This is a genomic window from Butyricicoccus pullicaecorum DSM 23266 (assembly GCF_900167005.1).
Taxonomy (GTDB): domain Bacteria; phylum Bacillota; class Clostridia; order Oscillospirales; family Butyricicoccaceae; genus Butyricicoccus; species Butyricicoccus pullicaecorum.
On record NZ_FUXW01000010.1, the window covers coordinates 42,876 to 66,809 of the forward strand.

Consider the following 23,934-nt stretch of genomic DNA (forward strand, 5'->3'; position numbering starts at 1 on the left):
AAAAACGGCAAAAGACCCGATTTTAGGTCGGGTCTTTGAAATCTTCTGCATTTTCTCCGGGGAACAGGATGAGGATTTTCTGGATCTCCCGGTTTTGGGTGAGGAATTCGAAGCCGCCGATGAACTCCATCTCTTCCCAGTATTTGAGGATCTCGGTGATGGTGTCGCGCAGGCGGCGCTTCTTGTTTTGTCGGACCTTCAGCGAGAATTCTTTGGGGATGTCGGCCACCTTGTAGATGGTGTCCATCAGGATGATGCGGTCGGAACGCTTGGTCAGCTGCTTGCGGCGGCGCATCTGCTGAATGCGGCGGAGCAGATAGTCCTGAATAACGATGATATCTTCCTTCTTGGATACCGGACTGTTGAGCAGGTGCGAGCTGAAAGACATGATCTGTTTTTTAGATAAAGAGTATGCAAAAAGCATAGGTTTCGACAGAATTTTCCAGCCCTCGACCTTCTTGCCGTTGACCACAATGGTCATGCGGCGCAGGTTGAGCAGGTTCTCGGAAAACGATGCCGACGCGGCCTGATCGCCGCCGATGTTTTTAAGCTCGGGATAGTATGTGGATTCCTGCGAGAAGTCTACCGTGATGTTGCAGTAGCGGCACTTCTCAATGCTCTCGGTGACCGCCTTTTTCTGCGATTCGGTGACCTTGGCTTCCGGCCCTTTGCCGGTCATGGTCTTGAAGACCGTCGAGGCGGTGAAGTAGACCGTGCCCGAGTAGAACAATGAGCACACCGCGTCAAACACCGAACGGTCAAAGAGCGAAAAGCGCTGATCTTCGGTCAGCATTTGCAGGTCCTTGGAGATGCTTTGTAGACTCTCCCATGACAGCGTCACGCGGGTCGTGATTTCATACGGGCTGTCCCGTCCCTCGATGCGCAGATCCTGCGGTCCCTGTCCCATGAGATCGGGCAGACTGTTCGAGATCTTGTCATTACTCTTGTACACCTTGGCCGGCAGCTCCGAGCTGATGGAGACGACTTCCGGTTCCAGCTTTACCGTCTCCGCGACTTGATCCTCAAAATCGCTCATCAATTTGTCGATTTCAGCCAGTCGGATGAGGTCAAGCTCTTCATCGTCGGTATATGTTGGATGATCCAAATGAAATTCTCTCCTTTGCTGTCAATGATGTATTGCTAGTATAATCTTTCCGACTGTTTTTGTCAATCAATCGCGGGTTTTGAGGCGAAAATGCGCAAAACCCAAAACAGCACCGCACCCCTTATTGAAGCTTTCGCCAGCCTTTCTCGAAAGGCTGCGGGTTCTCAGGGCAGAGCCCTGAGCCGCCCGTCGCAACGGGCGGAATCCCCTTTTGATTTTCCCGTCCCCCGCAAGGGAAAATCAACTAAACTCTCGTTCAAAGCGCCGCCCACAGCCCGTAGGTCACTATCCTTATTTCCGCGCTGTGCGCGGATAAAATGAGTGGGCGGCAAGACTCTTTGCGCGCCAGGCGCGCTCATGGAGGGAACCGTCCTTTGGGGACGGTTCCCCCTTTACCGGCACTTTGTCTTTAGCGCGAGATCTTGCGGAGTACGGATGTACTTTGTCCCGCATCGCACTTCGTCCCGCACCGGGGACGAGGTTGCAAACCAATCCGGCAGGTTGGTTTGCATGAGCGGCCTTTGGCCGCAGGGGAGTTGCGCGGCTGCGGCCGCGCTTTTTATTCTTTTTTAGTTGATTCCGGTCTTTGACCGGAATCAAGAGGGGAGTTTCGCATCCTGCGGGATGCGACTCAGGGCTCTGCCCTGAGAACCCGCAAACCTTTGAAAAGGTTTGATCCAAACTTCATTTCGCCTGCGGGCGGGAGGGGAGCACTTCGTCCCGCACGTGGGACGAAGTCCATCTGCGGGAATCATCGGCAGAAACTCCAGTCATTCGACTGAAAGCGTGCTGGACAGTATTTGGAAATCATGCTACAATCAAAAGAGAAAATCACCGCACAAAACGTATGATTTCGAAAACATAAAAGACGGCAGGACAGAGGAGTCAAAGACAATGGAAGTGCTGTTATTTATTTTACAGAAGGGCGGCGTTGGCAAGACGACTTCGGCGGCGGCGTTGGCCTCGATTTTGACCCAGGTACACAAAAAACGTGTGTTATTGGTATCCATGGACCCGCAGCGCAATCTGGACATTATCTGCGGCGCACCCATTCCGCGCGGCAGTGAGCAACCAAGCATGTACGACGTGCTCAAGGGGGACAAGCACCTCGAGGACATCTTTGTCCAGACCGATGTCGGTACGCTGGCGCCGGCGTCCAATCTGATGTATCAATGGACGGGCACGCCGCTGCTGTCGCTCGAGGAATACCGCAATCTGTGCGGCGACCCGGACGCCCTCATGGAGCAGCTGCGCGCGCGTTATGCGCAGGTGACCGACCCCATGCAGGACGACACCCACCGTTTAGAGCGTGAACTTAAGCGCATGGCAGAACAAGATCGCTTTGACTATGTGATCGTGGACTCCAACCCCGACCTCGGCTATCTGACCACGCTGTCCCTGCTGTGCTGGCCAGAGCTCAAAGTGGTCATTCCGGCCTTTGCCGAGGAGTCGTCGCGCGAAGCAATTCTCGAGCTGTACGACACCATCCGCGTGCTGGAACGACAGGACTTCAACCGCCGGATTGAGATTCTGGGCTTCCTGCTCACCCGGTACGAGAATGTGCGCATTCACCGACACTACGAGAAATTCATGCAGCGCATGGCCAAGAAGATGAATACCCGCGTCTTTTCTACTCACATCCGCAAGTGCGTTGCCGTGCCCGAGGCGATGGCCAGCAAACAGGACATCTGGTCGTATGCCAAGTCGTCGACCGCGGCGCAGGACTACGCCGCGTGGACGGACGAGATTTTACAGCTGCTCGGAGGTTAAGAGATGGCAAAGAAAAAATTTATGTTGGACGAGGCCGAAATGGATGCCATTTTGGACGAGGACATTTCTGCACTGGACACCGGACGCAGCGACCAGAAGATTCTGGACATCGTGCGCGGCAGCGGACGGGAGCTGACCGCGGCACAGGACTTTTACGAGATCCCGGTCGATCTGATCGACCCGTTTTCCATGAAGGGTTCGTCAGACTTCTCGCGCTGGTCGGATGAGGAAGTGCAGAACGCCGTGCCGACCTTTCGGCAGTACGGCGGCAGCTTTGAGCCGATCATTGTACGCCAGAAGCAGGGCAGTGACCGCTTTGAACTGATCGCAGGTGAGCAGCGTCTGCGCGTCACCCGTGCCGCCGGTGCAAAGACCATCACCGCCCGTGTCATTCGCAATTGCTCGGACAGCGAAGCGCTGGACATCTTCGCACTAACCAATATCCAGCGCCGCTCGACCGTCATCAGTGACCAGATTTATGGTTGGGGTCTGGTGGTGGAAAACCATTCCAATCAGGGCGCACGCTCCGACCTCGGCGCACAGGATACCCTGACCGCTTACATCAAGGGCGTGCAGACCTCGCGCTCTCAGGTCTACCGCTACCTCGCGCTGCGCTCGCTCATCCCCGAACTGCTGCCTGCACTCGATGAGGGCAAGCTGTCCATGCGTGCCGGTGAGAAGATCGCAGCCCTGACTCCCGAACACCAGAAGACCATTCTGCCCCATGTCCACCTGATTTCTGAGTCCATCGGCGCACAGCTCGTGGAATTGGAAAAGACCGGTTGGGACGATAATACCGCCTTCGAGATCGTGACCGGAAAGAAAAAGAGTAAGAGACAGAATTACGATAGCAGTATGAGAACGGCAATGCTGCACGCGAGAAAATATGTTGCCGGTCACTTTAATGAAGCTTGTTATGAGGATTTGAGTACGATCATTGTCGATGCACTCGAAGCATGGCTGGAACAGCACCCGGATATGCGCCGGGAGAAATGACTTCGTCCCCGGTGCGGGACAAAGTGAGAAACCCGCCCGCAGGCGAAATGAAGCTTTCGCGCAAGCCTTTCTCGAAAGGCTTGCGGAGTCTTGAGGCAGAGCCTCAAGTCGCGCTCCGCAGAGCGCGAAATCCCCTTTTGATTCCCGGTGTCCGACCCGGGAATCAACCCAAACATACAAAAGAAAAAGACCGTCCTTTTGGACGGTCTTTTTTATGAGCGCACTTTGTGCGCGGAGTATTGCGCATCCTGCGGGATGCGCTTTTTGATTCTTTTTTAGTTGATTTTCGCAGAAGCGAAAATCAAAGAGGGGATTCCGCCCGTTGCGACGGGCGGCTCAGGGCTCTGCCCTGAGAACCCGCAAACCTTTGAAAAGGTTTGATCGAAACTTCAGTATGGGTGCGGTGCTATCCTTTACAAAAAAGCAGCGTCCCTTGCGGACGCTGCCTCAAACACATTTTTACATACTGGAAATCGCGAAGTACAGCAATACCAGGATACCCAGCACGATGCGGTACCAACCAAAGACCTTAAAGTCATGTTTCTTGATGTAGCTCATCAGGAACTTAATCGCGAAGATCGAGACGATGAACGCGACGACCATGCCCAGAACCAGCAAGCCGACCTCACTCGCCGAGAAGTGGAAACCAGCTTTGAGCAGCTTGATCGCGCTGCCGCCGAACATAGCCGGGATGGCGAGGAAGAAGGTAAACTCTGCGGCGACGGTGCGCGAGACACCGAGCAGCAGCGCGCCGACGATGGTTGCACCCGAGCGCGAAGTGCCGGGGAAGACCGCGGCGATGAGCTGGAACACACCGATCATAAAGGCGGTGGGGTAGGTGATGGATGCGATCGAGCGCACGCGCGGAACCGAATTGCGGTTGCGGTTTTCGATGACGATGAACAGCACGCCGAACAGAATCAGCATGATGGCGACCGTCTGATAGTTATAGAACCAGGCCGTGAAGAGATCGTCGAACAGGATGCCGATGACACCGGCGGGAATGGAGGCGACCAGAATCTTGCCCCACATGTTCATTTTCTGGCGGTCAACACCCCAGCGTCCGCGCACGCGGAAGGGGAAAATCTTATCCCAGTAGATCAGAACGACGGCCAGGATCGCGCCCAGCTGGATGATGACCAGGAACAGATCCCAAAAGGCTTCACTCACGTCCAGCTTGACAAATTCATCGAGCAGAATCATGTGTCCGGTACTGCTGATGGGCAGCCATTCGGTGATGCCCTCGACGATGCCGAACAGAATCGTTTTTAAAATTTCGATCACGTGTTTGATTCACGTCCTCTCTGTTAGTTTACGTTAAAAATCGATAATAAAGACATTGTATCAGGTTGCAAGGGGGCGGTCAAGGCGTATCGGGATTTTCCGGAACGTTTTGACCGTCTTGATCGGTCGGCGGACAGGCCGCGCACAGCTGCCAGAATTCGTGTTCCCAGAGTGCGGTCACGGGCTGCGCTCGCGTGGCGTTTAACTCTTTAACCCGGGCGATTTTGGCCGTCTCCCGGCGCACGTCATCACCGATAATGAGGTAGTCGGTGATCTTGACCGCGCTCGGGTGCACGATGCCGCCGCGCGACTGAATCACCCGCGTCATGGTTGGTTTGTCGCCGCCGGTGAGCACGAAGTGTTTGCCCGCAAAGTCCACAGTCCGTGGCTTCGGCCCAAGCTGCCGGGCAAAGTCTGTGCCCATCGAGCGGTGCGCGGTGGGCCGGGTACGCGCGTCGTAGGTTACGGCCTGCCGGGGCTGGTTCCGGTCGTCGTAGGTCACGGTCACGCGCAAGACCAGCGGGTCGGCATCGGTTTCAAAACCGCGCAGGCGATAGGTGCGCAAGTAAGTGGACTGTGTCCCATCAAAATTGAAGATAGCCGACACCCGCGCCGGGATGGTGCGCACGGCATAGGCGAAGTGGTCGAGGGTGACCGCTTCGAGCGGCAGGCCGTCGCGCTCTGCGATGCGCCGCACGAGCGCAGCGTAGTAGTCCTTAGCGTAGCTGGTCGGTCGGGTGTTCCATCGCGCGGCATACGTCCCGGTCAGGACTGCCTGCTGGTCGATGGACAGCGCGGTGTAAGCAGCGGTCAGTTCTGCACCCTGTGCGCGCAGCCGGTCGCGCAGGGCGGCAGCGTCTGCGCGGTCGTTGTACCCGGCCAGAAAGCGCACAAGGCAGGGCGCAAAGTCGGACAGGGTGTGCGGCATGGGAAAGAGGTCGTCGCGGACGGTGAAAAAGCACCCTTCCGGGTCGAACTCCGGCTCGATGCCCGCATATTGAAACAGCGCCGCGTGCCGCCGGAGGCAATCGGACAAAATGGGGTTTATAAACTGTATGCGCGTGCGTGCGCGAATCTCGGTCTGCATGCAAAAACCCCCTTTTTTTCTTCATTATACCCGTCTTTCTCGGGCGCGGTCAAGCATGCGCGCTTGTCGCAAAACCGCGATTATGGTATGATATATGGGAGAAAAAACCTGTCCGCGTACCAAAAGGAGGAAATCATGGACGCATCTGTACAAAAAAATCCCTTGGGCTACGAGAAACTGTCCCGCCTGCTGCGCACCTACGCCGTCCCGAGCGTTATTGCCATGCTGGTCAGCTCGCTCTACAACATCGTTGACCAAATTTTCATCGGTCAGGGCGTGGGATACCTCGGAAACGCCGCGACAAACGTCGCCTATCCGCTCACGACCATCTGTCTTGCCATCGCCCTGCTCATCGGCATCGGTAGTGCCTCGCGCTTCTCGCTCAAACTGGGCGCAGGCCAGCCCGACGACGCGGCGCAGACGGTCGGAACCGCTGTGTGCATGATGGTCGCGCTCGGCGTGCTCTATGTCATCATCATCGAGATTTTCTTAAATCCGCTGCTGCACGCCTTCGGCGCGACCGCCGACGTGCTGCCCTATGCACAGGAATATACACGCATCACCGCAGTCGGTATGCCGCTGCTCATCCTGACAAACGGCATGAGCAATCTGGCACGCGCTGACGGCAGCCCCAAATACTCCATGACCTGCATGCTGCTGGGCGCGGTCATCAACACCATCTTAGACCCCATTTTCATCTTTGTCTGCAAGTGGGGCGTTGCCGGTGCGGCAGCCGCAACCGTCATCGGTCAGCTGGCATCCTGCATCATGGCGGTGGGTTACCTGCGCTATTTCCGTCACGTCCGTCTGACCCGTCATCACTTCGGCCTCAAGCCCGCCATCTGCCGCAAGATCGCGTCTCTCGGCATGAGCAGCAGCTTAAATCAGGTCGCGCTGACCTTCGTGCAGATCGTCATTAACAACTCGCTGATTTATTACGGCGCACAGTCGCCCTACGGCTCGGATATCCCCTTAGCCGCTTGCGGCATCGTCATGAAGACAAACGCCATCCTGCTCGCTATCATCATCGGCATCTCGCAGGGCTCGCAGCCCATCATCGGCTTTAACTACGGTGCCCAGCAGTACGCCCGCGTGCGCGGCATCTACAAGCTGGCCATCTCCTGCAATCTGGTGGTCTCCCTCGTGGGCTTCATCCTGTTTCAGTTCTTCCCCAAGCCCATCATTGCCCTGTTTGGTACGGGTGACGCGCTCTATTACGAGTTCGCCGTGCACTTTATGCGCATTTTCCTGTTTATGGTGCTGGTCAACGGCGTGCAGCTCATCTCCTCGAACTTCTTCTCGGCCATCGGTAAGCCCGTCAAGGGCGCGGTGCTGTCGCTGACCCGACAGGTCATCTTCCTCATTCCCGCCGTGCTCCTGCTGCCGCTGTTCTTCGGTCTGGACGGCATCCTGTTCGCCGGTCCGGTCGCGGACTTTGCCGCCTTCGTCGCAACCGCAATTTTAATCGCGCTCGAGTTCCGCAAAATCCACGCGCTCGAACAGGCGCAGCAAAAAACCGCATAAAAAGCCAAAGAGCGAAGCCGCATGCAAGCAGCTTCGCTCTTTTGATGTCCGGGACATCGATCTATGGAGAAAGGAAAATGAGCAAGGTTTAGTCGTCCTGCAAGGCATCATAACCGGTCTCGCCCGTGCGAATCTTGATGACGTCGGCAACGTCATAGACGAAGATCTTGCCATCACCAATGTGACCGGTGTACAGCGCACGGCGGGCAGCCTCGACGACGGTCTCAACCGGAACAGCAGAGACAACGAGTTCCAGCTTGACCTTGGGCAGCAGGGTGGCTTCGACCGGAACGCCGCGGTAATACTCGGGTGCGCCCTTCTGCATGCCGCAGCCAGCCGCCTGGATGACCGTCATACCGGTCACGCCGATTGCGTTCATGGCGTTCTTGAGCGCCTCAAAGCGCGACTGATTGGTGATGATGACCACCTTGTGAATGGCGGTCGGCTTGCCCTCTGTCTGTTCGGTCTGTACGCGGGTGACCGGGACAGCCGCAGCCGGTGCCGCGGTGGTCTGATTGGCCAGAGCGGCAGCCTCACCCGCACGGGTGCCCAGAACGGTGGCCGGTACGGGCATGAAGTCGGCGTAAGCCGAGGTCAGACCGTGTTCGGGCAGGTCCAGACCGGAAATCTCTTCGGCTTCGGTGACGCGCAGGCCGATGGTGTGCTTGATGGCCTGGAAGATGATGACCATGGTCACGCCGACCCAAGCCAGTACGGACACGATACCGAGTACCTGTACGCCCAGGAAGTGCACGCCGCCGCCGTACAGCAGGCCGAGCGGCTGACCGAGGTCGTCGGTCAGGTAGTAGGCGAATACGCCGGTCAGCAGGGTGCCGGTCAGGCCGCACAGACCGTGCACGCCGACTGCACCGACCGGGTCGTCGACTCTGAGCTTCTGGTCGACAAACTCAATGCCAAAGACAACCACGAAACCGGCAATGATGCCGATGATGGCTGCGCCGACCGGGGTGACCGCGTCACAGCCGGCGGTGATGGCGACCAGACCGGCAAGCGAGCCGTTTAAGGTCATGGAAACGTCAGGCTTCTTGTAGCGCACCCAGGTGATGCACATAACGGTGACGGTTGCGACGGCAGCCGCAAGGTTGGTGGTGACGAAAACGCGGGCTGCAACGTCTGCCGCGCCGTCGGTCAGAGCGACCGTCGAGCAGCCGTTAAAGCCGAACCAGCAGAACCACAGGATGAACACGCCCAGTGCGCCCAGCGTCAGCGAGTGGCCAGGAATGGCGCGTGCCTTGCCGTCCTTGGTATACTTGCCGATACGGGGTCCAAGAATCTTGGCGCCGATGAAAGCTGCCGTACCGCCGACCATGTGGACGGCACAGGAACCGGCGAAATCATGGAAGCCCAGCTGTGCCAGCCAGCCGCCGCCCCAGATCCAATGGCCGCTGACCGGGTAGACGATGGCAGAAATCAGCATAGAGTAAATGCAGTAGGCCGAAAACTTGGTGCGCTCGGCCATGGAGCCGGACACGATGGTCGCAGCGGTCGCACAGAAGACGGTCTGGAAAATGAGCGTTGCCCAGCCGCCGTCGCCGCCGGTCGTGAACAGGTCAATGCCGCCGATCAGTGCGCCCGTGCCGCCGAACATCAGGCCGAAGCCGAAAATCCAGAAAATCGGCGTGCCCAGCGAAAAGTCCATCAGGTTTTTCATAATGATGTTGCCCGCATTCTTTGCACGGGTGAAGCCGGTCTCTACCATGGCAAAACCGGCCTGCATAAAGAAGACCAGCGCTGCGCCCAACAGAATCCAGCCGACATTCAGGGCATTGCCCAGTGCGGTGATGTCGTTCATGGTTGGTTCCCTCCCAATGATGTATGTTTATTTTTTTGTGAGACGAAAAAAAGAATGGTGCACACCGTGCGCGTCCGGAGTGTGAGGACGCTTTTGCACGGTGCACACCATTGTGCAGGGGAAAAAAGATAAAGAGAAATGGATATGAGCGTGAAAAAAAGATGAAATCAGACGTAGAATAACAGGTCGCTGTACGTCGGCATGGGCCAGCGGGTCTTGGGTACCATGGATTCCAGCTTGTCGGCGTCTGCGCGTGCGGCTTCCATCGCGGCAAGCACGGCGTCGTGGTAGTACATCGCCGTACCGGCAGCGTCGGTGTCGGGTACACAGTGCAGGGCGTTTTCCAGAGCGGTGACGTGGGTCAGCAGATCGGCAGTCGCAGCCGACAGCGTGCGCGCGAGCGTGACTTCGGTCGTGTTGTCCACGCCGATGGTCTGCTTGGAAGCTGCCGTGTCGGACAGCTCATGCACATAGGATACGCAGGCGGGCAGAATGTCGCGGCGAATCATGTCTACCATGGTCAGCGCCTCGATCGCCAAGGTCTTGGCGTACTCTTCCAGCTGAATTTCCTGACGGGATGCCATTTCAGCCGGGGTGTAGACCCCGTGGCGGACGAACAGATCGACGTTTTTCTGGTCGGTGTAGTGGGGCAGGGCTTCGGGCGTCGAGCGCAGGTTGGACAGGCCGCGCGCCTCGGCTTCGGTGACCCAAGCGTCGTCGTAGCCGTTGCCGTTGAACAGAATGCGCTTGTGCGCGGTGATTTCGCGCTTGATGAGCAGGGCGCTGGCCGCTGCCAGATCGTCAGCCTGCTCAAGCTCGTCGGCAAACTGGCGCAGGGATTCGGCAACCGCGGTGTTGAGCATGATGTTTGCACACGCAATGTTCATGGCCGAGCCCAGCATACGGAACTCGAACTTGTTGCCGGTGAAGGCGAAGGGGGACGTGCGGTTGCGGTCGGTGGTGTCCTTGGAGATGGGCGGCAGAACCGACGCGCCGGTCATCTTGGTGGCCTCGGCGGCGGCGTAGTCGCGTCCTTCCTCGATGGCGTGCAGGATGCCGCCCAGCTCGTCGCCCACAAAGACCGACAGGATAGCCGGGGGCGCTTCGTTTGCACCCAGACGGTGATCGTTGCCCGCGGAGGCAACCGAGATGCGCAGCAAATCCTGATACTCGTCGACCGCCTTGATGACCGCGGTCAAAAACAGCAGGAACTGACGATTTTCGGCCGGGGTCTTGCCCGGGTCGAGCAGGTTCTCGCCGGAGTCGGTCGAGATCGACCAGTTATTGTGCTTGCCCGAACCGTTGACGCCGTCGAACGGCTTTTCATGCAGCAGGCAGACAAAGCCGTGACGATCGGCAACCTTGCGCATGAGCTCCATGGTCAGCTGGTTGTGATCGGTGGCGATGTTGGTCGTTTCGAAGATGGGCGCCATCTCGTGCTGTGCCGGTGCGACCTCGTTGTGCTCGGTCTTGGCGTATACGCCGACCTTCCACAGCTCCTGGTCGAGATCGTCCATGAACGCCTTGACACGCGGGCGGATGGTGCCGAAATAGTGGTCTTCCAGCTCCTGACCCTTGGGTGCAGGTGCGCCGAACAGCGTGCGTCCGGTCAGAATCAGGTCGCGGCGCTTGGCGTAGTCCTCTTTATTGATGAGGAAATATTCCTGCTCGGGGCCGACCGTGGTGGTCACGCGCTTGCAGTCCTTGCCGAGCAGCTTCAACAGGCGGCAGGCCTCGCGCGAGATTGCGTCCATCGAGCGCAGCAGCGGGGTCTTTTTGTCCAGCACCTCGCCGGTGTACGAGCAGAACGCAGTCGGGATGCACAGCGTGTCGTCCTTGATGAATGCGTAGGAAGTCGGGTCCCAAGCGGTGTAGCCGCGTGCCTCGAAGGTGGCACGCAGACCGCCCGACGGGAACGAGGAGGCATCCGGTTCGCCCTTGATGAGCTCCTTGCCCGAAAACTCCATCAGCGCCGCGCCGCCGTCAGCCGGGGTCAGGAAGGAGTCGTGCTTTTCGGCCGTGATGCCGGTCATGGGCTGGAACCAGTGGGTGAAGTGGGTCGCGCCCTTGGACAGCGCCCAATCCTTCATCGCGTTTGCGACCACGTCAGCGACCGCCGGGTCGAGGGGAGAGCCCTCGCGGATGGTCTGCTGGAGCGACTGATATACTGCTTTTGGCAGGCGTTCCTTCATGGCTGCGTCACCGAAGACCATGCTGCCGAATAATTCAGGGACTGGATGGTTCATAAGAATAAGCCTCCTATCATGTGAGAGCTGCCGGTGTCATTCCTGCAAATACGCGAAAAAGGCGCCGCGGGTCGTTTTGACCGGCAGCGCCTTTGCTGTTTACGCTGCCCATTATAGCCCGTCGTGTAACCGCTGTCAAGCGCAAAACGCAAAAACTTTTCGGCCTGATTCGCACTTTTACGAAATAAACAGCAAAAGGACAAACGAGGACAGGGATTTCTGTACAAATTGCAAGAAAGTGGGAAATACCCTGCATTTTCCGCTTGACGCGGGCATTTTGGGTGCATACAATAGGAGCAAGAGGACAACGACGTCCGCACGGTCTGACCGCACGCCCGCAGGGGTTTGGGTCAAGGCTGTGCGGGCGTCTTTTTTTGATCTATGGAGCACAGAAGGAGGACATACGCTATGCTGAGGGAAGGTCAGGTACGTATCCCGGCGGGCTGCGCGATCTCGGGTATTTTTCACCGGGACGGCACACGCGAGGACGGCACACGCATTATGCAGTCGATCAAGGTCATGCATGACCGCTCGAACGGTCTGGGCGGCGGCTTCGCCGGTTACGGCATCTACCCCGAATACAAAGATTATTACGCCCTGCACGTCTTCTTTGACACGCAGGAAGCGCGGGTCGCGTGCGAAGCGTTCTTAGACCGGCACTTTGATATTGTAAACCTGTCCAAGATCCCCACCCGCCGCCATCCGCGCATCGTGGACGAACCGATGATCTGGCGCTACTTTGTACGTCCGCTGCATGTCAAGCTGGAAGCATCCCAGCTCGACGAGCGCGAGTACGTCGCACGCTGCGTCATCCGGGTCAACGACCAGATCGACGGCGCGTATATCTTCTCGTCGGGTAAGAACATGGGCGTGTTCAAGGCGGTGGGCTATCCCGAGGACGTGGGCGCGTTCTACCGTCTGGAAGAGTACAAGGCGTATTGCTGGACCTGTCACGGACGCTATCCGACCAACACCCCGGGCTGGTGGGGCGGCGCCCATCCCTTCGCGCTGCTCGACACCACGGTCGTGCACAACGGTGAAATCTCGTCCTATGACGCCAACCGCCGCGCGATTGAGATGTTTGGCTACAAGTGCAACTTGCAGACCGACACCGAGGTCATCACCTATATTGTCGACTATCTGGGTCGTAAGCTGGGCATGACGCATGAGGAGATCGCCCACGTCATCGCCGCACCCTTCTGGCAGACCATCGAGCGCATGGACGAGGAGCAGAAGAAGTATTACACCTATCTGCGCAATGCCTTTTCCAGCCTGCTCATCACCGGCCCGTTCTCCATCATGGTCGGCTTTGACGGCGGCCTGATGGCGCTGAACGACCGCCTCAAACTGCGCTCGCTGGTGGTCGGCGAGCAGGGCGACACGGTCTACCTCGCATCCGAGGAGAGCGCCATCCGCACCATCGCACCCGACCTCGACCGTCTGTATGCGCCGCGCGGCGGCGAGCCGGTCATTGTGACACTGAACGAAAGGAGCGCACAATAAGATGAACATTCGGGAATTTTTTCCGCTCTATGAGGTCGCACGCGACCCGGCACGGTGTGTAAAGTGCAAGCTGTGCGTGCGTGAGTGCGCAAACGAAGTGCACGCATTCAATGAAAAGCTCGGCGTACTGACCGCCGACGACAGCAAGTGCGTCAACTGTCAGCGCTGCGTCGCGGTCTGCCCGACCCGTGCGCTCAAGATCGTGCGCACCGACAATACCTATAAAGTGAACGCAAACTGGACGGGCGACGCCATGCGCGAGGTCTACCAGCAGGCGCAGACCGGCGGCGTGCTGCTCGCGTCTATGGGCAATCCGCAGCCCGGCCCGATCTACTGGGACAAACTGCTGCTCAACGCTTCTCAGGTCACCAATCCCCCCATCGACCCGCTGCGCGAGCCGATGGAGACCCGCGTTTTTCTGGGCAAGAAGCCGGGCAGCATCCTGCGCGGGCCGGACGGCAAGCTGATTCCCAACCAGACCCCGCAGCTCGCCCTGCGCAAGCCCATCCTGTTTTCGGCTATGAGCTACGGCTCGATCTCCTACAACGCTCATGCAGCGCTCGCGCGCGCTGCGCAGGAACTGGGCATCTACTACAACACCGGCGAGGGCGGTCTGCACGAGGACTTTTACGCCTACGGTGACAATACCATCGTGCAGGTCGCGTCCGGTCGTTTCGGCGTGCACACCGACTACCTCAGCACGGGTGCAGCCATTGAGATCAAGATGGGACAGGGCGCAAAGCCGGGCATCGGCGGCCATCTGCCGGGCATCAAGGTCGGTCCGGACATCTCCAAAACCCGCATGATTCCCGAGGGTACCGACGCGATCTCGCCCGCGCCCCATCACGATATCTATTCCATCGAGGATCTGAGACAGCTGGTGTTCTCGCTCAAGGAGGCCACCGGCTACCGCAAGCCCATCATTGTCAAGGTGGCAGCCGTGCACAACGTCGCGGCCATCGCCTCGGGCATTGCCCGGTCGGGTGCGGATATCATCGCGATCGACGGCTGGCGCGGCGGTACGGGCGCAGCCCCGGCACGCATCCGCGACAACGTGGGCATTCCGATCGAGCTTGCACTCGCCGCGGTCGATACCCGACTGCGCGAGGAGGGCATCCGCGACGAGGTCTCTCTGATCGTGGGCGGTTCCATCCGCAGCTCGGCCGATCTGGTCAAGGCCATCGCGCTCGGCGCGGACGCGGTGTACATCGGCACGGCGGCTTTGCTCGCCATGGGCTGTCATCTGTGCCGCAGCTGCCAGCAGGGCAAGTGCAACTGGGGCATTGCCACCCAGCGCCCCGATCTGGTCGCACGCTTAGACCCCGATGAGGCCGCACGGAGACTTATCAACCTGGTCACGGCATGGGATCACGAGCTGCAGGAGATCATGGGCGGCATGGGCATCAACGCGGTCGAGGCGCTGCGCGGCAATCGTCTGATGCTGCGCGGTCTGGGTCTGACCGAAGCCGAACTGCGCGTGCTCGGCGTCAAGCACGCGGGCGAGTAAAGGGGGCAGAACAATGCACAAAACGATTGAAATGCAGGCCGCTGGCATGGATTATAAGGCATTAAACGACAGTTTACGCGCACAGGGCGCGAGCGAAATCACCGTGCGCGGCGTGATGGGACAGCGGTACCTGGGCTGCGCGATGCAGGACAAAAACCTGACCCTGTACGGTACCCCGGGCAACGGTCTCGGGCAGTACCTGAGCGGCGGCACGATTGAGGTGTTCGGCTCGGCGCAGGAGGCCACCGGCGACACCATGAACGCCGGTGAGATCGTGGTACATGGCCGGTGCGGCGACGCGGCGGGCTACGGAATGCGTGGAGGACGCATTCTCATCCGTGACGATGTGGGCTACCGCGCAGGCATCCACATGAAGGCTTACGAGAATCACGAGCCGGTTTTGGTCATTGGCGCGGGTGCAGGCTCTTTTTTGGGTGAATACCTCGCCGGCGGCCTGATTGTGGTGCTCGGCATCGGTCTGGACGGCAAATATCCGGCCGGATTCTTCTGCGGAACCGGTATGCACGGCGGAAAAATCATTTTGCGCTGTGACCGCAAACCCGAGGGATTGCCCGAACAGGTGTGTGTGCATGCGTGCACCGAGGTCGACCGGGCGGAAATGCGGCCGCATGTCGAGGCGTATTGCGAAAAATTTGGCGGTGACCCCGAGACTCTGCTGGGCGCACAGTATTTCGTGCTCAGCCCTAACCCGGAGAAGGGATACCACCGCATGTACACCAGCGTGATTTGATGCTGATTTGTCTGGAAAAATCCGAAAAATAACCGAGAAAAGACCGGTGTTTGTGCAGACACCGGCCTTTTTGTGTGCACAATATTGGGTACAAAATCCGGCGTGCAGACCGCCCTTGTCCGGACAGATTCCACCCGATGCGGATACCTGTTTTTGTCTTTCTGACAAGGACACTTTTCCATATTGTACGCGAACGAGGCAAAAAACTGTAAAAAGGGCGTTTTCAAACTGAAAAAAGTGTGATATACTAGAAAAGTCAAAATTAAGGGAGTTGAAAGAAACACATGAAGAACCTCGTAACCCGTTGGAACGAGATCAGTCTGGTCAAGCGCATCATCTGCGGCCTGATTATTGGTATCGTTCTGGGTCTGGTCGTCCCGCAGGCGACCGCGCTTTCGCTGCTCGGCAATCTGTTTGTCGGTGCGCTCAAGGCGATTGCCCCCATTCTCGTTCTGTTTTTGGTCATGTCCGCGCTGGCAAAGCACCAGGAGGGCAAGCAGACCAATATGAAGCATATCATCGGCCTGTACCTGCTCGGCACGTTTCTGGCCGGTCTGATGGCCGTTATCGCGTCTTTCCTGTTCCCCGTCACTCTGACGCTCACGCAGTCTACCTCGGACATCACCCCGCCCGGCGGCATCGGTGAGGTTCTGAACACCCTGATGATGAATCTGGTCGCAAACCCGGTCGATGCGCTGGTCAATGCAAACTATATCGGCATTCTGGCATGGGCTGTCCTGCTCGGTATCGCGCTGCGCAAGGCACCCGAGGGCGTTAAGGTCGCCATTGAGTCGGTTGCGGACGCGATCTCTCAGATCGTTCGCTGGATCATCAACTGCGCACCCTTCGGCGTTCTGGGTCTGGTCTTCACCACCATTTCCCAGCAGGGCATCGACTCGCTGCTCAGCTACGGCAAGCTCATCGTGCTGCTGGTCGGCACCATGGCCTTCGTCGCTTTCGTGGTCAATCCCATCATCGTTTTCATCGGTATTCGCAGAAATCCCTTCCCGCTGGTGCTCAAGTGCCTCAAGGACAGCGGCATCACGGCTTTCTTTACTCGCTCTTCTGCGGCAAATATCCCGGTCAATATGCGCCTGTGTGCAGAGCTGGGTCTGGACCGTGACACCTACGCGGTTTCCATTCCGCTCGGCTCGACCATCAACATGGGCGGCGCTGCCGTGACCATTTCCATCCTGGCGCTGGCGGCTGCGCACACCCTGGGCATCCAGGTCGACTTCGCATCGGCGGTCGTGCTGAGCGTGCTGTCTGCCGTCTCGGCCTGCGGTGCATCCGGCGTTGCCGGCGGCTCGCTGCTGCTCGTACCGCTCGCTTGCAGCCTGTTCGGTATCCCCAACGATGTCGCCATGCAGGTTGTCGGCGTTGGCTTCATCGTCGGCGTTATCCAGGACTCCTGCGAGACCGCAATCAACTCGTCCACCGACGTACTCTACACCGCAGTTGCCGAGCTGTCCAAGCGCCGCAAGCTGGAAGGCTCTGCCGCTGCACAGTCCTATACCCAGGCATAAAAACCAAAGGAACGCTTTCGGGCGTTCCTTTTTTGTTAGATTTCTACCCATTTCTGCAAAATTTTACAAATGCTTTTCCAAGGTACGATTGTCTTTTCACGCAATGCGGGATATGATGGAAACAGAAATGACAATTCCGTGTGCACGCGATCACCTGACCGTTTTTTTCCAAAGAAAGGGGCCTTTGCCATGATTCCCTGTAAGTCCACCTGTCTGATGTATCAGGAAGGCTGTCACAAGACCTGCCCGGTCTGGCGGCAGCAGCAGAAAAAGCGCAGTGAGGAATATCGCCGCAAGCTCACCTATTTAAAGGAGTATAACGAGATTTGCAGCACGGTCGTCAGTCAGCTCAAACGCATGAGCTGTCATAGGACTTATTTTTAAGGAGGCGGGGAAACCCCAAATGCCCGATACCAGATTTACACAAAACCGAGAACTGTCCTGGCTGCGCTTTAACGAGCGCGTGCTGATGGAGGCCACCGACGAGACCGTGCCGCTGCTCGAGCGCCTCAAATTCATCGCGATCTTTACGAGCAACCTGGACGAATTTTTTATGATCCGCGTGGGCAGTCTGTTCGATCTGTCCCACTTCAAGACGCACACCATCGACCAGAAGAGCGGCTGGACACCCGGCGAGCAGCTGACGCACATCTATGAGGCCGTCCGCGTGCTCTACGCCCGCCGTCAACAGATCTATCAGGAGGTCGAACAGCAGCTGCGCGTGCACGGCATCTGCCAGCTGCATTATGACGAGCTGGCAGAGACCGAGGTCAAGTTCGTGCGCCAGTATTTCAAATCCTCCATCGCGCCCATTCTGTCGCCGCAGATCGTGGACACCCACCATCCCTTCCCGCATCTGCAAAATAAGGCGCTGCACATCGGCGCATGGCTCAAATATAAAAACAATCCCATGTTTGCGGTCATCCCGGTGCCCGCAGCCCTGCCCGAGGTCATCTTTTTGCCCGGCGGCGAGACGCGGTACATCCGCACCGAGGAAGTCATCTTAGAGCACGTGTCCCAGATTTTCAAGGACGACACGATTCTGGAAAAGACCGTCTTCTGCGTCACCCGTAACGCCGATATCAACCCCGACGATGAGGCGTTCGACTTCGACAGCGACGATTTCCGCGGCAAGATGAAAAAACTGCTGCGCCAGCGCCAGCGCCTCGCGCCCGTGCGCCTCGAGCTGTCTAGGCCGATCAGCGAGACCTTCTTAAAGTACCTCAAGGAGCACCTGCCGGTCACGCAGGAACAGGTCTACGTTACCAATGCACCGCTCAAAATGGGTTATGCCTTTGCCTTGCCTGCAAAACTCAGCGAAAACAAGCGCCGCGCACTGACCGACACCCCATTTACACCCGGTGTACCGCATGGGGTGCGCTTAAATGCGCCCATTACACCGCAGGTACAGGCACATGATATCCTGCTGTCCTATCCTTTTGAGGGCATGGACACTTTTTTGCACCTCATCCGCGAGTCTGCGTACGACCCGGATGTTATTTCCATTAAAATCACCATTTATCGACTGGCGCGCAAGGCCAAGCTGGTCGAGTACCTGTGCGCGGCTGCCGAGGCCGGCAAGGACGTGACCGCCTTTATCGAGCTGCGCGCACGCTTCGACGAGCAGAATAATATCGACTGGTCGGAACGTCTGGAGGACGCCGGATGCACGGTCATTTACGGCGTGGAGAACTATAAGGTGCACTCCAAGGTCTGCCTGATTACCCGCCGCAGTCAGGGCAGCGTGCAGTATATCACCCAGGTCGGCACGGGTAACTATAATGAAAAGACCGCTTTGCAGTATACCGACTTGTCACTCATTACAGCCAACCCGGCGATCGGTCAGGATGCAAACCACTTCTTCCAGAACCTCGCCATCGGCAATGTGTCCGGTCAGTATGAGCACCTGATGGTCGCCCCGTCCTCGCTCAAAACTGGCATCATCCGCGAGATCGACCGCGAGATCGCCAAGCGCGGCGAGGGCCGCATCTTCATCAAGATGAACGCCATCACTGATATCGACTTGATCGAGAAACTCAAACAGGCCTCGTGCGCCGGTGTGCGCGTGCGTATGATCGTGCGCGGTATCTGCTGCATTCTGCCCGATATCCCGGAGAAAACCGAGAATATTGAGGTCATTTCCATCGTCGGACGCTTCCTCGAACACTCCCGCGTGTATTGCTTCGGTCAGGGAAATGACGAGCGTATGTATATCGCTTCGGCTGACTTTATGACGCGCAATACCGAAAAGCGCGTGGAAGTTGCCTGCCCGATTTACGATCAGGCCGTCCGCGAGAAGATTCATTATTTAATGGATACCTGCTGGGCGGATAACGTTAAGGCACGCGCTTTGCAGCGCGACGGCTCTTATCGTACCCGTCCGATTCGTGAGACCCCGATTGATAGTCAACAGATGCTCATGGCGAAGGCACTCGAGCCGGACGATCAGATGATCGATCTGGAACCGGATAAAAAGCATGGGTTCATGGATTGGCTCACGGGTCTGTTCCACGGTCATAAAGGCTAAAAGCACCGCACCCCTAATTGAAGTTTCGATCAAACCTTTTCAAAGGTTTGCGGGTTCTCAGGGCAGAGCCCTGAGCCGGACTCCGCAGAGTCCGGAATCCCCTTTTTGATTCCCGGTGTCCGTCCCGGGAATCAATTCAAACAAACAAAAAAGGAAAGACCGTCCGAAGGGACGGTCTTTCCCATGAGCGGCCAATGGCCGCGGGGTATTTCGCTCGCTGCGGCGAGCGATTATTTTTTTATTTTGGTTGATTCCGGTCAAAAGACCGGAATCAAAGGGGAGTTTCGCCCGTTGCGACGGGCGACTTGAGGCTCTGCCTCAAGACTCCGCAAGCCTTTCGAGAAAGGCTTGAGCGAAAGCTTTAATTCGCCTGCGGGCGGGATTAGGCCATCGCGCGGCACAGGTTGACCATCTCAACTGCGCCCTGTGCGCAGTCAAAGCCCTTATTACCCGCCTTGGTGCCTGCACGCTCAATTGCCTGCTCAATGGTATCGGTGGTCAGCACGCCGAACATAACCGGCACGCCGGTCGACAGCGATACCTGTGCGATACCCTTAGACACCTCTGCGCACACGTAATCATAATGGCTGGTGCTGCCGCGGATGACAGCGCCCAGGCAGATGACCGCGTCATACTTACCGCTCTGTGCCATCTTGGACGCAATCAGCGGAATCTCGAACGCACCTGGTACCCAAGCGACGTCGATGTCCTCCTCGCGCACGTCCAGACGGGTCAGGCCGTCCATTGCGCCGCCCAGCAGTTTGCTGGTAATGAACTCGTTAAAACGTGCGGCGACGATGCCTACCTTGATGTTTTGCGCGGTCAGTTTTCCTTCGAACAGATTCATTGTACTCATCCTTTCGGTCATTTTGTGCTTAGTAGTTTAAGATATGTCCCATGCGCTTCTGCTTGGTCTTGAGGTAGAACAGGTCGTGCGCGGTTGCAGCAACCTGAATGGGCACGCGCTCGACGATCTCCACGCCGAAGCCGTCCAGACCATAGACCTTTTCCGGGTTGTTGGTCAGCAGGCGTAGTTCCTTCGCGCCCAGATCCTGCAAGATCTGCGCACCGATCCAGTACTCACGCAGGTCGGGAGCAAAGCCCAGCTTGACGTTTGCCTCGACCGTATCAAAGCCCTTTTCCTGCAGCTCGTACGCCTTGAGCTTGTTGATCAGGCCGATGCCGCGGCCTTCCTGACGCATGTACAGCAGAACACCGCGTCCCTCTTTTTCGATCTGGGTGAGGGCTGCCGCGAGCTGCTGGCCGCAGTCGCAGCGCGCCGAGCCGAACACGTCGCCGGTCAGGCACTCGGAGTGCACGCGGCACAGCAGTTGCTTGCCGTCGCCAATTTCGCCCTTGACCAGTGCGACATGGTGTTCGCCGGTCAGGTCGTTGATATAGCCGTAGATGCGGAAATCACCGAATCGGGTGGGCATTTCGGCGCAGGCCTCGCGCACGACGTGCTTGTCGTGACGGCGGCAGTAGTCCTGCAAATCCCGAATGGTAATCATGGTCATGCCCCATTTTTCCGCGTGCTCGCGCAGCTCGTCGCCGCGCATCATGGTGCCGTCATCGCGCATGATCTCGCAGCACAGACCGCACTCGGGCAGGCCGGCGTGACGCATGAGGTCAACGGTGGCCTCGGTGTGACCCGGTCGGCACAGCACGCCGCCGCGGCGGGCAACCAGCGGGAACACATGACCCGGACGGCGGAAATCCTCCGGGCGGGAAGCCGGGTCGACGCAGGCACGGCAGGTAAAACCACGCTCTTCGGCCGAGATACCGGTCGTGGTTTTGACGTGGTCAATGGACACGGTGAAGGCGGTCTGGTGGTTGTCGGTGTTGACCTTAACCATCTGCTCGAGACCCAGACGCTGGGCAATCTCCTCGCTCATGGGCGTGCAGATCAGTCCCTTGGCGTACTTTGCCATGAAATTGACGTTTTCTGTGGTCGCAAACCGCGCGGCGCAGATCATATCGCCCTCATTTTCGCGGTTTTCGTCGTCGGTGACCAGGATGATCTTGCCCTGTCGCAGGTCTTCGAGCGCCTGCTCGATGGTGTTGTACTGTTGCATAAAAAAGCCTCCCAAATCAGTAGCCGCAGCGGGCTAAGAATGCCTGGGTGATGCCCGCATCCGGGCTGCCCAGCAGTTTTTCGACATATTTTCCGATGCAGTCGGTCTCCAGATTGACCGTATCCCCGACCCGTCGGGCGGACAGGGTGGTCTGTCCCTGGGTGTGCGGGATGATGGAAACCGAGAAGTCGCGTCCGGTGACTTGCGCGACGGTCAGGCTGATGCCGTCAATGGCGATCGAGCCTTTTTCCACGATGTAGCGCAGCAGGGACGGCGTGGCGCTGACCGTATACCAGATCGCATTGCCGTCCGGTCGAATGCGGGTGATCCTGCCCGTGCCGTCGATGTGTCCGGACACGATATGCCCGCCGAAGCGGCCATTTGCGGGCATGGCGCGCTCTAAATTGACCGGACTGCCCGGTTTCAGTGCGCCGAGCGACGAGCGGTTCAGCGTTTCGTGCATCACGTCGGCGGTGAACGCGCTCGATGTAAACGAAGTGACCGTCAGGCACACGCCGCACACCGCGATGCTGTCGCCCAGATGCACGTCCTCGAGTACTTTGGACGCTGCGATGGTGAGCACAGCGTTTGCCGGCTCGCGCCGGATGGCCTGCACCCGTCCGACTTCCTCTACGATTCCTGTAAACATGCAATGACCTCACTTTCCAGCAGCAGATCGTCGCCCAGCTGGGTGACACGGGGTGCGGACAGGCGGACGGCGTCGTCCGGGTAGGCAACGCCTACGCCCTGCACCGGGGTTTTGGCCTGTGCGCCGCCGAACAGCTTGGGCGCGATGTAGGCTTGGACACGGTGAACGATGCCCGCGCGCAGCGCCGCCCAGGCGAGCGTACCGCCGCCTTCCAGCACGATGCTGTCGATACCGCGTGCGCCGAGCGCCTGCATGAGCGCTGCAAGATCGACATGCCCGTCGGCGTCTGCCGGAACGGTCAGGATCTCGCATCCCGCAGCCAGATAGGGTGCATGGCGGTCGGGGTCGGTGCAGCAGGTCGCCAAAATGGTGGTCAGGCTGCCCGCGCTCTCGACCAGACGGGCGGAGGGCGGGGTAGACAGGCGGCTGTCGCACACAATGCGGATGGGGTCACGGCCGCCGGGGATGCGGCAGGTCAGCATGGGGTCGTCGGCCAGCACCGTGCCCACGCCGACCATGATCGCCGTGTACCGGTTGCGGTCGCGGTGTACCTGCTCGCGTGCAATTTCGCCGGTAATCCACTGGGAAGCACCCGTGCGCGTCGCGATCTTGCCGTCCATGGTCATGGCGTATTTGAGCACCACAAAGGGTGTTTTGTTGCGGATATAGTGGAAAAACGGTGCGTTTAAGCGGTCACACTCGTCTTTCAGGACGTTTTCTACCACTTCGATGCCGTGTTCGCGCAGGATGCGCACGCCCTTTCCGGCAACCAGCGGGTTGGGGTCGGACGAGCCGACGACCACGCGCGCAAGTCCCTGTTCGATGAGCGCGTCGGTGCACGGCGGGGTCTTGCCGTGGTGGCAGCAGGGCTCGAGCGTTACGTAGATGGTCGCGCCGCGCGGCGACTCGGTGCAGTTTGCAAGCGCATTGCGCTCGGCGTGCGGCCCGCCGAACATGGCGTGCCATCCCTCACCGATCACGCGGCCATCCCGGACGATGACCGCGCCGACCAGGGGATTGGGGCTGACATGTCCCGCGCCGCGTGCGGCAAGCGACAGCGCACGGCGCATGTATTCCAGATCTTCAGCCGAATGGCTCATAAAATACCGCCTCATTTCTGCAAAAAAAGATGCCCCGAACCTTGGGGTTCAGGGCATGAGACAAAATCGAAAAACAAGCGCATTTGCCAACAAAAAAACCCCGGAATGCAAGCATTCCAGGGCGTAAAAGTTCGGCAAATACACGCAGATCGGTAGATCACGGGGTTTTGTCATCTTCTTTCATCCAGACTGTACTGTCGGCTTCGGAGTTTCACCGAATCATGCCTTGCGGCTCGTGGGCTGTACCACCGGTAGGGAATTGCACCCTGCCCTGAAGATGTATGTTCTATCAACGAGGCCAGTATACGCCCGGATGACGAATTTTGTCAAGCATTATTTTAGCACAGTGCCGTAAAAAATATGTGGGCAGCCCAAAAACGCCGGTCAAAATGAGCGCACAAAAACGGCAGAAACTGTGCGATCGGGCACAGGTTTTTGTATCCGGATGAATGATACAAAACATAGGGAATA

19 protein-coding genes and 1 riboswitch are annotated in these 23,934 nt (G+C 58.3%); of the genes, 10 read left to right on the plus strand and 9 right to left on the minus strand.

The window, feature by feature from the left end:
- Positions 1-22 precede the first annotated feature (22 nt).
- The gene (locus tag B5D52_RS12620) at positions 23-1,105 is read right to left on the minus strand and encodes a hypothetical protein (RefSeq protein ID WP_016149255.1); all 1,083 of its coding nucleotides are present in this window, start codon (positions 1,103-1,105) and stop codon (positions 23-25) included.
- Between the two features lie 894 nt (positions 1,106-1,999).
- On the opposite strand from B5D52_RS12620, the gene B5D52_RS12625 reads away from it, so the two are divergent.
- Positions 2,000-2,875, plus strand: coding sequence for a ParA family protein (locus B5D52_RS12625; RefSeq protein WP_016149256.1), 876 nt, complete (start codon positions 2,000-2,002; stop codon positions 2,873-2,875).
- A 3-nt stretch (positions 2,876-2,878) separates the two neighbouring features.
- Positions 2,879-3,871, plus strand: a complete 993-nt coding sequence (locus tag B5D52_RS12630; RefSeq protein ID WP_016149257.1) for a ParB/RepB/Spo0J family partition protein — start codon at positions 2,879-2,881, stop codon at positions 3,869-3,871.
- Between the two features lie 459 nt (positions 3,872-4,330).
- Here the strand turns inward: B5D52_RS12630 and B5D52_RS12635 are convergent, their stop codons facing one another.
- Together B5D52_RS12635 and B5D52_RS12640 are read right to left on the minus strand one after the other, a co-directional pair.
- Positions 4,331-5,155 (minus strand): undecaprenyl-diphosphate phosphatase, encoded by an 825-nt coding sequence (locus B5D52_RS12635; protein WP_016149258.1) that lies wholly within the window; start codon positions 5,153-5,155, stop codon positions 4,331-4,333.
- 79 nt (positions 5,156-5,234) lie between these two features.
- Positions 5,235-6,242 (minus strand): BRCT domain-containing protein, encoded by a 1,008-nt coding sequence (locus tag B5D52_RS12640; protein WP_016149259.1) that lies wholly within the window; start codon positions 6,240-6,242, stop codon positions 5,235-5,237.
- A gap of 135 nt (positions 6,243-6,377) precedes the next feature.
- Here B5D52_RS12640 and B5D52_RS12645 point away from each other — a divergent pair, with 135 nt between their 5' ends.
- Positions 6,378-7,766, plus strand: coding sequence for an MATE family efflux transporter (locus tag B5D52_RS12645; protein ID WP_016149260.1), 1,389 nt, complete (start codon positions 6,378-6,380; stop codon positions 7,764-7,766).
- Between the two features lie 88 nt (positions 7,767-7,854).
- Here the strand turns inward: B5D52_RS12645 and B5D52_RS12650 are convergent, their stop codons facing one another.
- Positions 7,855-9,579, minus strand: coding sequence for an ammonium transporter (locus B5D52_RS12650; RefSeq protein ID WP_016149261.1), 1,725 nt, complete (start codon positions 9,577-9,579; stop codon positions 7,855-7,857).
- Positions 9,580-9,746: 167 nt separating this feature from the next.
- Positions 9,747-11,825, minus strand: a complete 2,079-nt coding sequence (locus B5D52_RS12655) for a glutamine synthetase III family protein (RefSeq protein WP_016149262.1) — start codon at positions 11,823-11,825, stop codon at positions 9,747-9,749.
- A 408-nt stretch (positions 11,826-12,233) separates the two neighbouring features.
- Between B5D52_RS12655 and B5D52_RS12660 the strand changes: the two genes are divergently transcribed.
- The 7 genes from B5D52_RS12660 (at position 12,234) to B5D52_RS16715 (ending at position 19,948) form a co-directional block, all read left to right on the plus strand.
- Positions 12,234-13,328, plus strand: a complete 1,095-nt coding sequence (locus B5D52_RS12660; RefSeq protein ID WP_016149263.1) for a class II glutamine amidotransferase — start codon at positions 12,234-12,236, stop codon at positions 13,326-13,328.
- Position 13,329: 1 nt separating this feature from the next.
- Positions 13,330-14,835 (plus strand): glutamate synthase-related protein, encoded by a 1,506-nt coding sequence (locus B5D52_RS12665; RefSeq protein ID WP_016149264.1) that lies wholly within the window; start codon positions 13,330-13,332, stop codon positions 14,833-14,835.
- Positions 14,836-14,848: 13 nt separating this feature from the next.
- Positions 14,849-15,586 (plus strand): GltB/FmdC/FwdC-like GXGXG domain-containing protein, encoded by a 738-nt coding sequence (locus B5D52_RS12670; RefSeq protein WP_016149265.1) that lies wholly within the window; start codon positions 14,849-14,851, stop codon positions 15,584-15,586.
- Positions 15,587-15,870: 284 nt separating this feature from the next.
- Complete coding sequence (sstT, locus tag B5D52_RS12675) at positions 15,871-17,112, plus strand: serine/threonine transporter SstT (RefSeq protein ID WP_016149266.1); 1,242 nt, start codon at positions 15,871-15,873, stop codon at positions 17,110-17,112.
- Between the two features lie 189 nt (positions 17,113-17,301).
- Positions 17,302-17,496 (plus strand): hypothetical protein, encoded by a 195-nt coding sequence (locus B5D52_RS12680; protein WP_016149267.1) that lies wholly within the window; start codon positions 17,302-17,304, stop codon positions 17,494-17,496.
- A gap of 19 nt (positions 17,497-17,515) precedes the next feature.
- A complete protein-coding gene (ppk1, locus tag B5D52_RS12685) occupies positions 17,516-19,639 on the plus strand; it encodes a polyphosphate kinase 1 (RefSeq protein ID WP_016149268.1) in 2,124 nt (707 codons plus the stop codon).
- A gap of 183 nt (positions 19,640-19,822) precedes the next feature.
- Positions 19,823-19,948, plus strand: coding sequence for a hypothetical protein (locus B5D52_RS16715; RefSeq protein ID WP_278246326.1), 126 nt, complete (start codon positions 19,823-19,825; stop codon positions 19,946-19,948).
- A 73-nt stretch (positions 19,949-20,021) separates the two neighbouring features.
- Here B5D52_RS16715 and ribH read toward each other — a convergent pair whose 3' ends face one another.
- From ribH to ribD, 4 genes are read right to left on the minus strand one after another with little or no spacing between them, the layout of a single operon-like run.
- Entirely contained in the window at positions 20,022-20,486 is a 465-nt protein-coding gene (gene ribH, locus B5D52_RS12690) for a 6,7-dimethyl-8-ribityllumazine synthase (RefSeq protein ID WP_016149269.1), read from the minus strand.
- Positions 20,487-20,514: 28 nt separating this feature from the next.
- Complete coding sequence (locus B5D52_RS12695) at positions 20,515-21,714, minus strand: bifunctional 3,4-dihydroxy-2-butanone-4-phosphate synthase/GTP cyclohydrolase II (RefSeq protein WP_016149270.1); 1,200 nt, start codon at positions 21,712-21,714, stop codon at positions 20,515-20,517.
- Between the two features lie 16 nt (positions 21,715-21,730).
- Entirely contained in the window at positions 21,731-22,363 is a 633-nt protein-coding gene (locus B5D52_RS12700) for a riboflavin synthase (RefSeq protein ID WP_016149271.1), read from the minus strand.
- A complete protein-coding gene (gene ribD / locus B5D52_RS12705) occupies positions 22,345-23,463 on the minus strand; it encodes a bifunctional diaminohydroxyphosphoribosylaminopyrimidine deaminase/5-amino-6-(5-phosphoribosylamino)uracil reductase RibD (protein WP_016149272.1) in 1,119 nt (372 codons plus the stop codon). Before ribD ends, B5D52_RS12700 begins: the two co-directional genes overlap by 19 nt.
- A gap of 168 nt (positions 23,464-23,631) precedes the next feature.
- A riboswitch (FMN riboswitch) is annotated at positions 23,632-23,746 on the minus strand.
- Between the last annotated feature and the right edge of the window lie 188 nt (positions 23,747-23,934).